At 47.0% G+C, this 12,427-nt stretch carries 8 protein-coding genes; 6 read left to right on the top strand and 2 right to left on the bottom strand.

All coding sequences use genetic code 11. From position 1 onward, the window contains the following. Nucleotides 1-609: 609 nt before the first annotated feature. The gene (locus tag MO387_RS16655) at nt 610-5,163 is read right to left on the bottom strand and encodes a biotin carboxylase N-terminal domain-containing protein (protein ID WP_107946576.1); all 4,554 of its coding nucleotides are present in this window, start codon (nt 5,161-5,163) and stop codon (nt 610-612) included. Between the two features lie 121 nt (nt 5,164-5,284). On the opposite strand from MO387_RS16655, the gene MO387_RS16660 reads away from it, so the two are divergent. Next, nucleotides 5,285-6,196, top strand: a complete 912-nt coding sequence (locus MO387_RS16660) for a LysR family transcriptional regulator (protein WP_006082994.1) — start codon at nt 5,285-5,287, stop codon at nt 6,194-6,196. Nucleotides 6,197-6,350: 154 nt separating this feature from the next. Here the strand turns inward: MO387_RS16660 and blaOXA are convergent, their stop codons facing one another. Next, a complete protein-coding gene (gene blaOXA / locus MO387_RS16665; protein WP_107946575.1) occupies nt 6,351-7,238 on the bottom strand; it encodes an OXA-548 family class D beta-lactamase in 888 nt (295 codons plus the stop codon). Between the two features lie 333 nt (nt 7,239-7,571). Here blaOXA and MO387_RS16670 point away from each other — a divergent pair, with 333 nt between their 5' ends. The 5 genes from MO387_RS16670 (at nt 7,572) to gshB (ending at nt 12,396) form a co-directional block, all read left to right on the top strand. Further along, complete coding sequence (locus tag MO387_RS16670; RefSeq protein WP_107946574.1) at nt 7,572-8,726, top strand: hypothetical protein; 1,155 nt, start codon at nt 7,572-7,574, stop codon at nt 8,724-8,726. A gap of 275 nt (nt 8,727-9,001) precedes the next feature. Further along, nucleotides 9,002-9,661, top strand: a complete 660-nt coding sequence (locus MO387_RS16675; RefSeq protein WP_107946573.1) for a SprT family zinc-dependent metalloprotease — start codon at nt 9,002-9,004, stop codon at nt 9,659-9,661. A 170-nt stretch (nt 9,662-9,831) separates the two neighbouring features. Then, complete coding sequence (gene endA / locus MO387_RS16680; protein ID WP_086010611.1) at nt 9,832-10,611, top strand: endonuclease EndA; 780 nt, start codon at nt 9,832-9,834, stop codon at nt 10,609-10,611. Between the two features lie 8 nt (nt 10,612-10,619). Beyond that, on the top strand, nt 10,620-11,351 hold the full coding sequence (gene rsmE, locus MO387_RS16685) for a 16S rRNA (uracil(1498)-N(3))-methyltransferase (RefSeq protein WP_006082999.1): 732 nt from the start codon (nt 10,620-10,622) through the stop codon (nt 11,349-11,351). 91 nt (nt 11,352-11,442) lie between these two features. Next, nucleotides 11,443-12,396 carry a glutathione synthase gene (gene gshB, locus MO387_RS16690; protein ID WP_107946572.1) on the top strand — a complete coding sequence of 318 codons (954 nt, stop codon included), beginning with the start codon at nt 11,443-11,445 and terminating at the stop codon, nt 12,394-12,396. Nucleotides 12,397-12,427 lie beyond the last annotated feature (31 nt).

Below are 12,427 nucleotides of genomic sequence, written 5' to 3' on the forward strand. Positions count from 1 at the left end.
TATTTTCAACTTCTTGCTGCGATTGAATTAAGTGCCATTCTCAACAGAGAGTAAGCCATTCAATTCAACCTAACTCGCCAGCTTGCTTTCGCTGTCTGCCGTGTCAGTGGATGCGCATTATAGGGAGATTGAGAAAGTGCGCAACCCCTATTTTAAGGAAATTTGCAGTTAATTCATATTCTCCAAGCTAGCCACAAGATACTCACCACTTACCCCCAAACTTATCCACACTCGGCTCAATTTTGAGTCAGTTTCAGCTTAATATGAGGTTGGATTGGCCTGTATTACTACGGATAAGGCATGGGGTTTTCGTTGATTATCGAGATCAAGGGTAGGTTCTTGGTGCTGCCTGTTCAGTTTTAATAGGCGAACGGCTGATTAAAAGGGCTCTTTGACGACTTAATCAGAGATACCGGTCTTACACAATGCTGATACTGGTAACTTGTATATTATCAACTTATCTCTTGGCTCTAAGTTGGTTCATTAAAACCGTCATATATATTAAGAGTGTTAACCTTCTTTCATATAGTAGAACCAAATAACAATGCTAAAAAAATACCCGCCAGTGGCGGGTATTTTCTCATTCAGCTATTGCGTTAAACGCTGAGCTTATTCTTCAACTGGCGATACCACGAAGAGTAAGTCACCTTGAGACACTTGCTGACCATTGCTGTTCAGGATGCGCTCGATGCGATACTTCTTATCCTCAGGGTACAGAATCGCACTCTGACGGTTAAAGCCGGCTAAGGTCACTTGCGAGAACATCTTCATCGCTTCTGTGAGTGCTAGCGTTTGATCGACTGTGACTATGTCACCTTCTTTCACGAAATCCGCTTCACCTGGCGCAGAAGAGGTATAGAAGATACCTGCGCCTTGGGCTAACACTTTCAGTTCGTTACTTTCACCAACACGCAGTGACTCAGTGTCCACTTCCACAGTTTCAGCAGCGGCTTCCATTTCAGCGATCAACGCAGGAATATCCAGCTCAGCCATTAAACGTGGCAGATAGTTAGTATCGTAAACACCTTCGTTGAAGGTACCGTCTTTGAGGATCAGCTTGAGTAACGGAATGTTAGTCGCGATGCCTTTCAGCACTACGCTGTCTAAGTATTCGTACAGTTTGGCAATCACATCTTCACGGTTTTCACCGCGCATGATGATTTGCGCAATCAAGCTATCGTAGTATGGCGATACTTCTTTACCTGGCGCAGCAATCGATATGATTTCCACATCTGGATGTTCTGGGAACACACATTCAGTGATCTTGCCTGGATTTGGGATCAGCTGCAGTATGCCATGGCTATCGAGCGCCGCTTTCTCAGCCGTCACACGTACTTCCATCGCATAACCAATTTCTTTCGGCTCTAACGCTTCAATTGAACGGCCAGCTGCAATATCAAACTGCGCGCTAACGATATCAATACCTGAAGTGGCTTCCGTTACTGGATGCTCAACCTGCAGACGCGTGTTCATTTCCATGAAGTAAACTTCGTTTGCATCTAAGTTATAGATGAACTCAACGGTACCTGCGCCCATGTAATCAGTCGCGTCACCTAAAGCACGGGTATAAGCCAGTACTTGTCTCTTCAGCTCATCTGGCAACATAGTTGAACCAGATTCTTCGACTACTTTTTGGTTGTTACGTTGAACCGAACAGTCACGCAAACCTAATACTTTGGCGTTGCCGAACTTGTCACGCAGTAACTGCACTTCGATGTGACGCAGTGATGTCACATATTTCTCTAAGTACAAGTCACCGTTACCAAAGGCAGCTGCCGCTTCGGTTGCGGTTTTTTGGAATAGACCAATCATGTCTTCAGGACGTTTCACAACCTGAATACCTTTACCGCCACCGCCTTGTACCGCTTTAAGCAGTACTGGATAGCCAATTTCGCTCGCCACGTTAACGGCTTGCTCTGCATTGGTCAGAATACCGTGAGAACCTGGCACTACAGGTACATTTTGCGCTTGCGATGTCTTAATTGCGTTCGACTTGTTACCCATAGTCGTCATTGAATGCACGCTAGGACCGACGAAGTTAACACCGTTATTCACACACAGTGCAGCAAACTGCGGGCTTTCTGATAGGAAACCGATACCAGGGTGTAATGCATCCACTTGCTCATACTCGGCCACTTTCAGCACTGAGTAAGCATTCAAGTAACTTTCGTCCGAGGTATTCCCCCCTAAACAAACTAACTTGTCGGTGTCTTTGAGCATGTCCGCTGGCACTGATGTCATATCAGGATCCGACGCCACTAATACCACATTGATATTATTGTCATGCGCCTTACGGATCAATTTCACCGCAGTACAACCACGGGCGTGAACCAATACTTTGTTAATTGGCTTCATTAACTGGCGTGGATCGTTCTGCACGATCACTTCTTCTTCAACAGTTGCTTCAACCACTAAGGTCGACAGTGCATTGATGATCACGTCGTTAATTTTTGCCGAAGGCATTGGCATCAGAGGATCGATACCCGCTAACTGAGAGTCTAAATTGTCGCTGAATGGGTTATGGACTAAGCCCGCCATTGCGCCAGGTACTTTTGACAAGTAGTTAGACAAGGTTGCCGTTGATGGCAAGTAAGCTGGCACTACCATTTGACCTGCGAATGGCATGTTAGTGCCAGACAGGTAGTAAGTTTGCACTAATGGGTGAGTCACAAAACTCGCCTGCGCACCACCAGTACAGTCACCAAAGCCAAACATCAGTACAGGCAATTCGTTATCACGAATAAAGCGCGTGATGCGGTCGTTCACCACAGCCATAGAGAATAGTGCCGCAGCACCTTCTTTAGTCTGCATCCCGCCAGAACTGATAAAGCACACAACGGGTAATTTACGCTTAGCACACTCGATCAACAGCGCTGAGAATTTCTCGGCACTGGCCATATCGAATGCACCGGCTTGGAATGCAGTGTTAGACACAGCCACACCCACGCGAACTTTTTGACCTTTTTCTTTAAAGTCAGCAATACCTGTGATCAAACCACATGGGCGAATGCCTTTATCTAACGCGTCTTCAATCGATAAACGGAAGCCTGGGAAGTTGAGCAAGTTAGCCGACATTTTGTCGCCATTGATCTCTTCGAAATGGGTAAAGAACTGCTTAACCACATTTTCCCAAGTCATGTTGCCTTTACGTTTTTCGTCACGCAGCACTTTTTGGATCAATAAATCCTGATAACCCATGGTCAAGCGGTTCCAGAAGTCCTTACGACGACCGATACGCACTGGGTTGATCGCGCCAGTGTACTTGCTGGTATCGCTTTCGCTATCGAAATACTCAGGCAGTAGACGTTCGAAGAAGTAAGTCAGTACCACGAATAGACTGTCGTTAAGTTGTGGAAAACCCACACTCTTCCACTGCTCTACGCGGACTAATAAATCGGCACGGTTCGATTGACCCATGAAGTATTTTAGCCACTTGTAGAACTTAGCTTTGTCGTTCGAGGTATCTTGTGTCGACATTGCATGGTCAATTGACTTGTGCAGCAGGTTGTTCACTGAATTACGTGACAAACTCTTCGACATCATGGCTTCTTTCGCGATTGACGCTAAGCTACCGACAACGTTGTCGTACAAGGCATTGAAGATCAGAATGTTATGGCATTGCCAAATAAAGTCTTCACGCAGTTCTTCATTCACAACCACATCGAGAACGGTCAACTGATTCAGCTCAGGCCATTTAGCTTGAGTTACAGACTTTGGCAAACTTTCTAAGTGCTGAATCAGCCCTTTGAAGTTGTTGGCCGCATTACTCTTCCAGCGGTGATACAAAGACCAGCTGATGTTAAATAACAGCGCCTTACGTGCTTTCTTATAGTTCTCTTTTGGTTCACCCAAAATCAAACGAGTCAACATGTTACGCTCGGTAGACACTTCATCACGCTTAGCGACAAAAGTAGTCCACAATTTATTCAGTTCTTCGTCATAAACCAGTTTATCTGGGTTAGATAACCAAGCTTGGAACACACGATCTTGTTCCTGTTGGATACGCGCCAACAAATCACCTTCTGGCACACTAGCACGTGACAGACGACCGTATTGCTCTTGAGAAATCGAATGGATACGGCTACGCAGCGTTAAATAACGCAAATAACGATAAGCACTACCAAACAGATTGTGGTGACTGGTTGGGCTCGTTGCCACAGCCAATTCTGCGTTCAGTTCCAAAGCCATCAAGTTTTTAGATGGATTTAGGAAACGAGTTAAGCTGCGGTCATAATGCTCACGTAAATCTTTAGATTCACGCACAAAATTCATTGCTGCACGCTCAACCGCTTCTACGCTGCTAATAATAGCGCGGCGCAAATTGTGCTGACGCTCATCACGGTCACCCGGTGAAAAGTCGATGATACCGTCGATACAGCCTGAGGTATAAAGCTCTTCTGGTGATACACCCACAGATTTCGCACATTCTTGCCAAGATAAGTTGTACTTACGGGCAATACTTTGCAGACCTTGTGGCTGGATCGTGTTGAAAATACCGTCACGCAACGACAACAGAATGTTCGCCGCCGCTAATGGAATCGCACCACCAGAATAACCGGCACCGATCACAATACCGACTGTCGGTACGTCAACGTTGGCGCTTTCTGCGATAGCTTTAGAAATTGAATGCGCTTGGTTTTGGCTGTTAGCGATTTCACCAGCATCAGCTCCAGGAGTATCAATTAAATAGATAATAGGCATAGACAATTCGGCAAAATGACGAATTGCTTTACAGGCGGCGTAATGATGCTCAGGCATCCAAGCACCGTTTGCGGTAGTGCGTTCTTGGGCGATAAAGCCAATACGACGAGTGCGTGAACCAAAGTTCAGCTCGACCTCAGCACTGTAAAAAGAGCCCAAGTGAGTTTCAGTAATCAAGCGACCTTTAAGATCGGCAATGATACGTTTTGCACCAGGACGACCTTTATCTTGGGTCGGCTGGATCACTTTAGTAACGTAACCGTCGACATCTAACGATGCCAAGTCTTTCAAGTTTGCCTGGATGGCATCCTCATTTAAAAGACCTTTAATTTCTTCCGATAAACTCTGTTTACTGTGCTTAGGAAACAGAGAAAAATCCTTTGCCAAATGCTCGGCTTGTAAAAAAAGCGGATCGGGCGTTTGGGCTTGAGTCATGTGTGTGGGCTGATTATTGCTGGTCATCAAAAGATCCTCTGCTTAGCCTCTGAAAATTTTTAGCCAATAAATATAACTTTGTTATCCCGTCAAATGCCATTAAACTGCATAAGACGCTATGTTCCAAATATGAGACAGTGGGAAAAACATGCCAGATTTAAACGGTATGATGCTATTTGCAGCCGTAGTTAGAGCTAAGGGATTCTCCCAAGCTGCACGTGAAACCGGCCACCCAAAATCCACCATAAGTCGCAAAATCGCGCAGCTTGAAGAACAACTTGGCGTGCGATTGCTACAGCGCGACACCCGTAACTTGAGTCTGACCCAAGTCGGGGCACTCTTTTACCAACACTGTGATTCCATTCGCAATGAGGTGGAAGCGGCCAAGGCTGTTATCGAGAATACTCACGATGATGTGTCAGGATCATTACGGATTGCGATCCCAGTGTCATTTAGCCAAGAACTTATCGCTAACCTCTGTAGCGGATTTATGCGTTTATATCCCAATGTTGAATTGGATGTCCAGTTTACCGACAACGATATTGGTTTAGTCGGCGAAGGATATGACATAGCCATCAAATATGGCCCACTTCAATCGTCGGACTTAGTCGCACGATTACTGTTTGAACGCCAACCGATTTTAGTCGCAAGCCCTGGTTACTTAAAACTTAAAGGCACGCCCGCAACGCCAAAAGAACTCAGCCTGCACAGTGGTATTTTATTGGGCACTTCTCGCTCGGCGCCGATTTGGCCATTGGGTAAAGGTTCGCGTAAAACCATGGCGAACTTCCAACGTAAAGTACGGGTCAACAGCCCTATCATGGTGAAGCAATTAGCCATGGATGATTTTGGCATCGCCATGCTATCCAATTCGGCCTGTAAGACCGAACTCGCCAATGGACAGCTAGTACCGATTTTACAGGAATGGCCAATTGAACCCTTTAAGGTTTACGGGGTTTATTCGAGTCGACGTCAACTGGCCACCAACATCAGCGTCTTCTTAGACTTCTTCGTAAAACGCTTTAGCAGCCAAGAAAGTCTGCAATCCCTCATGGGTTAAAGTTTCCTGTCGCATAAAGGAAACCTGTTTCAAAAAAGCCTAATAAAAAAGCCTAGATCTGAGTCTAAGCTTTTAGCATCACGATTCATGTCAGCCAAGTAGGCAGCTTCATACGCTATTCTCGCAAGGTTTAGATACGCGATGCTTACGCGACCTAAGGAATAACCTGTTCCAGTTTTAAAACTTCTTTAGTGATGGCTTGACGCAATGGCAAACCTGCGGCGTCGGGTATATCCATATTCATTGCAAAAAACCACACATTATCATCGAGTTCTACCCAACCCACCCACCAGCCAATACTTGGTTCAGCTCTGACCGCATAGCCGGTTTTTGCGCGAATAATATAGTCAGAATTCGCCTCGGTGAGCATGGCCTGCTTAACGATTCGTTGACTGCGCTCTGAGGCATGGATCTTGTTGTGATAAAGCCGACGCAGGAAATCAATTTGCTCAGTGGCAGAAATCCGAATACCGCCATCGAGCCAAAAGCTATCTAAGTTACCCGAGATATCCTCATTGCCATAATCGAAGGAGGCGATCATCTTCGACATCCGCGCCTCACCAATTTGGCGGGCAAACTCTTGATAGACAGGCACAACCGAATACTTCATCCCGGTAATCAAGTTGTGGTCACGATTCCAAGTGGCGATATCACGACTTTTACCATCCCATTTAAACACTTGATGCTCATCCTTCACCACACCCAGCTCGAGCGCAATCAAGCTATTGGGGATTTTAAAGGTCGATGCCGGTAAAAAACCTTGATTGGCACGTTTGAGATTGTTGGTGTATCCCTGTTGCTTGTTTTCGTTCCACAGCACCACCACGCCCGAGGCTTGTTGGGACTTAGTTTTTTGCGGTTTAGCTTGTTGTTGCTTAGCTTGTTGCGGTTCAACTTGGTGCTGAGTAAAAATGGCATCCCAACTGCGGGTTTCTTGCCACTCCGTCTTCACCGCGGTTGAGGCAAAAGCTGGGGCAGCAAAGATTGACGACGCTAACAGTGAGGACATCACCAACACAGTCGATATGGCGAACGAACGCATAAAGTCTCCTTGTAGAAAACAAAAAATCCAATGAACTAAAAAAGTGATTAAGGCTATCACTTAGCGTGTTTGCATGCCCTAGCAAACTGCTGACCAATTGTGGCAAAAAAGAGGCAAGTAAGTTCTGCCATAGAAGGACTGATGCCAGCTCCGCCGCCTTTGAAATAGAAGATGTTGAGATAGAAGATATTGGCATAAGATGACGAAGATCAATGAGCATAACTTTATTACCCTCTGCTTGTAGTGCATACTTTTTGGCATAAGAGCCTTCCGCAGGACGAGATGAACATCATTTCCAATCAATAACGTCTAATCACTACAGGGAAATCAAAAATGTTGAAGCCAGTGTTAATGCTAATCCTCGCCAGTAGCTTGATCAATACGGCCAGTGCTGTGCAGCTATTGGGTGATGTTGAAGTTTCCCGCCTACCCACAGCCGAAAAAACCATGGGCGACGTAGTCACTCGCTATCAAGCACTTGACGATGGTCTGGCTCAACTAAGCTCAAAGAAAAACGAAGTCGATGCCACCCAATTAGCGGCGCGCCAAGGTCACAGATTATGGCAACAGGCGGTACGCGATGTGCAGTCCGGTCATGTTGACGACCGACCTTTATATTGGGCGCGCCTTGCCATGCTTAATAGTCTAAAAACCACCAGCGCCAACTTTAAAATGGCCGATTGGCAACAAGACATATTAATGAGTGCGGTTGAAAAGGCCTCACGGGGATTTAGCGATATTCAATATGGTGATGATGTCCAAATCAAAATATTCCTCACGGGTTTCGATCCCTTCTTCCTCGATAAAGATATCACCCAGAGTAACCCTTCCGGCTTAGTCGCCCTCGCCTTGGATGGTTTCCGCTTTGATGTAAATGGCAAAACGGCGCAAATCGAAACTGCTATGGTGCCAGTGCGTTTTGAAGATTTTGACCAAGGACTTATCGAATCACTACTGAGCCCGATATACCGCGATCCTAAAACCCAATTTGTATTTACCGTCAGCATGGGCCGAACTGACTTTGATATTGAACGCTTCCCTGCCCGCAATCGCAGTGCAGCGGCGCCCGATAACCAAAATGTCCTCACTGGCGGCACTAAAACCGCACCGGTTGCCCCCAAGCTCAATGGCAAAGATTTTATCGGCCCGCAATTTGTCGAATTCTCGCTGCCTGTTGCCGCCATGCAAGTAAAAGATGGCCAATGGAAAGTCAACGATAACCACACTGTCACGACCCTTGCCCGCGGTGAGTTTAGTGCAACATCATTGAATGAGCTGCAAAACGAAACGTCAGTCGAAGGCTCTGGCGGCGGTTATCTTTCTAATGAAATTTCCTATCGCGCCATAGTGTTGCAGCAAAAGTTTAATAGCCGTGCGAAAGTCGGCCACATTCACACCCCAAGAGTCAAAGGCTATGATGCCGATACAGAGCAAGCCATAGTCGAACAAGTGCGCACTATGGTGATGCAAGCGGCGGCGAGTTTATAAGCCAAGTCACACTGGCTGAAACTGGCATTGTCAGATAGCGTTCGCTATGATGCGAACGCTTGGCCTGACTCTTATTTCAAGCGCTAATTTCAATCGCTGATTTGGAAGGCTGAGTATAAGAGCGGATTGCAAGAACAAGCGTTCGAACGCAGAAGCCAAGCGCCATACATAGGATTGGCTTCAAAACTGACGCTTCATAACTGATGCTTTTATAACCAAATGAGTGTTAAGCACTCAATGTTTACCTTTAACCGACGAGATCCAACGCTAACCCTATGTTGAAACCTGCAGACTTACTCAATACTTTACGTCGTCGCAGCAGTGAAGCACTCGCCCCACTGACAAAATCGACATACGCAGCCTTGGGCCAAAGCCAAGATAAGTCGCAGCTGATAACGAGTCCACCAGTACAAGATCTGGCTCAGGCACATATTTTCACCGGTTCATCACGCCCACTCTCATCACTGCAAATACAAGTACTAGAGCGAATTGAAGCTTGTTATCAAGAAGCGGAGATATCGCTTAAGCGCGCTTTTCCACGCCCACTCACTCAATTTAGTCTCAGGGGAAAGAGCGCGGGTACGGCTCATCTGCAGCAGAATCGTTTGCGATTCAATCCCGTGTTGCTACGCGAAAACAGCGAAGCTTTTCTAACTGAAGTTGTACCGCACGAAATTTGTCATTTATTGTGTTTTCAGCTTTTTGGCAAAACCAAGCCCCACGGTAAAGAATGGCAATCTTTGATGCTAACGGTATTTAAGGTTAACCCGAGTACCACCCACAGCTTCAATACCACTTCTGTGGCAGGTCGCGACGTGGAGTATCGCTGCGCCTGTGGACCGATTCGGTTGAGTATTCGCCGCCATAACAAGGTGCTACGCGGTGAAAGCCGTTACATCTGTAAACGTTGTAAGGCCCATTTAACGGCGATCTAAGCACTCTTCGCGCACAATCCTCACACCCACTCCACAATTCGAATTTCAGCATTTGGGAATTGCGTGAGTAAAAAGTACGACGCAATTTGCATAAGCAGCGGCATTTCCCTTACCATCACGCCATAAAAGACGAGCCAAAGGCTCGCGTAGTGTTTGTTATTTTGGGATAAATTTTGAACAAAACTTCTTTAACCGTTAATTCGCGGCGACTTTTGTTGTGCCTAATCACTTGGGCCGCGACCTCATCTGTGCCCGCTAGCGCCTCAGTGTCACACCCCAGCAGTTTCAGCCAAGCGAAAACTAAGTCGCAGGCGCTCTACGCCGGAAGTCGCCAAGGCACTCTACCCGCCACCAGTTTTTACTGTGGCTGCGATATTCAGATCAAAGGCAAATCGTGGAAACCCGATCTCGCCAGCTGCGGTTATCAAGTCCGTAAACAGGAAACCCGCGCCAACCGTATCGAGTGGGAACACATAGTGCCCGCTTGGGAATTTGGCCATCAGCTCCAATGCTGGCAAAAGGGCGGGCGTAAAAACTGCGCCGATAACAGTAACGAATTTAATAAGATGGAAGCGGACATGCACAACTTAGTGCCCGCTATCGGTGAAGTGAACGGCGATCGCAGCAACTTCCGTTTTAGCCAATGGAACGGTAAAGCCGACCAGTATGGCCAATGTGCTATGGTGGTCGATTTTAAGAATCGTCAGGCGCAGCCGCCCGTAAACGCCCGCGGTAAGATCGCCAGAACCTACCTCTATATGCAGCAGACCTATGGGCTTAAAATCGCGTCGAGCCAATTAAAATTGTTTAAGGCATGGGATAAAACCTATCCAGTTGATACTATTGAGTGCAAACGCGATAACGCCATAGCGCAAACTCAAGGCAACCATAACCCCTTTGTGCAGAATGCCTGTAATGCGCCACCACTGCGTCAACAATTAGCCGAGTAAGGTCGACAATGAGAGTCCCAAGAATTTATCAACCTCAACCATTAGCCATCAATCAACAGTTGAACTTAGACGAAGATGGCGCGGCCCATATCGGCAAAGTGCTGCGCATGGGTAACGGCGAACATATCAGCCTATTCAATGGCGATGGCCATGATTATCTTGCTGAAATTGTCGATGCAGGTAAAAAGCATGTCACAGTAAAACTGCTTTCCTGTGAGGCCAATTTATCTGAGTCGCCACTCAACTTGCACTTAGGCCAAGTAATTTCCCGTGGTGATAGAATGGAATTCACCATTCAAAAATCGGTCGAGCTGGGTGTTAATACCATTACGCCGCTGTTTTCCGATCGCTGCGGCGTAAAACTCAATGGCGAGCGCCTAGAGAAAAAAATTCAGCAATGGCAGAAAATCGTTGTGAGCGCCTGTGAACAATCGGGGCGCAGCCAAGTGCCCGTGGTTCGCCCAGCGATGGACTTACACGATTGGTGCAGTGAGCCAACCTCGGCACTGAAACTCAATTTACATCCACGTGCCGCACACGGTATCAATGGCTTAGATTTAGCGCACACACGCGTGCGCCTGTTAATTGGTCCAGAAGGTGGTTTGTCAGCGGAAGAAATCGCCATGACAGAAACCTATCAATTTACCGATGTGTTGCTTGGCCCCAGAGTGCTTCGCACTGAAACCGCCTCGCTCACGGCCATTACAGCGCTGCAACTCAGATTTGGTGATTTAGGCTAAACCGCAGCCGCAAGCTGCGCTGGCATGACAGACCCCATTATCCAATAAATGCTTTTTTGCCTGCAAACGGCGACAAATAAGGAACAGATTAATGATAAAACTCGGCATAGTGATGGACCCCATCAGTGAGATCAACATTAAGAAAGACTCCAGTTTTGCCATGTTAATGGCCGCGCAGGACAGAGGTTATCAGCTGTTTTATATGGAAATGGCCGATCTTGCCATGGTCAACGGCGTGGCGATGGCCAATATGCGTCCGTTAACTGTTATCAATGATGCGAGCAAATGGTATGAGCTAGGTGAATCTCAAGACACGCCAATGAGCGAACTCGACGTGATCTTAATGCGTAAAGACCCGCCATTTGATACTGAATTTATCTACGCCACTTACATGCTTGAGCGCGCCGAAGAACAAGGCGTGTTAATCGTCAACAAGCCACAAAGCCTACGCGATGCTAACGAAAAGCTGTTCACCGCATGGTTTAGCGAATTCACCCCAGAAACTATCGTGACACGTGATGCCAAACGTATCCGCGCTTTCCACCAAGCTAAGGGCGATATCATTCTCAAGCCTTTAGATGGCATGGGCGGCACCTCGATTTTCCGCGTGAAGCAGGATGACCCTAACCTTGGGGTGATCATCGAGACCTTGACCTGCTATGGCCAACAATATGCGATGGCGCAAGCCTTTATCCCTGAAATTACTAAAGGCGATAAACGCATTTTAGTGGTCGATGGCGAGCCGGTACCTTACGCGTTGGCACGTATCCCAATGAAAGGCGAAACCCGTGGCAACTTAGCTGCTGGGGGTAGCGGTGTGGCGCAGCCTTTATCCGACAGCGATTGGGCAATTGCACGCGCCATTGGCCCTGAGCTTAAAAAACGTGGACTGATTTTTGTCGGGCTGGATGTCATTGGTGACAAGCTGACTGAGATCAATGTGACGAGCCCAACCTGTATCCGTGAAATCCAAGCGGCATTTGATGTCGACATCACGGGCATGTTAATGGATGCTATCGAAGCACGTATTAACGCCACAGCATAAGAATTTACCAACGAGTTTGTTGATTGTAAGG

The organism is Shewanella sp. N2AIL, from assembly GCF_022690845.1.
Lineage (GTDB): Bacteria > Pseudomonadota > Gammaproteobacteria > Enterobacterales > Shewanellaceae > Shewanella > Shewanella baltica.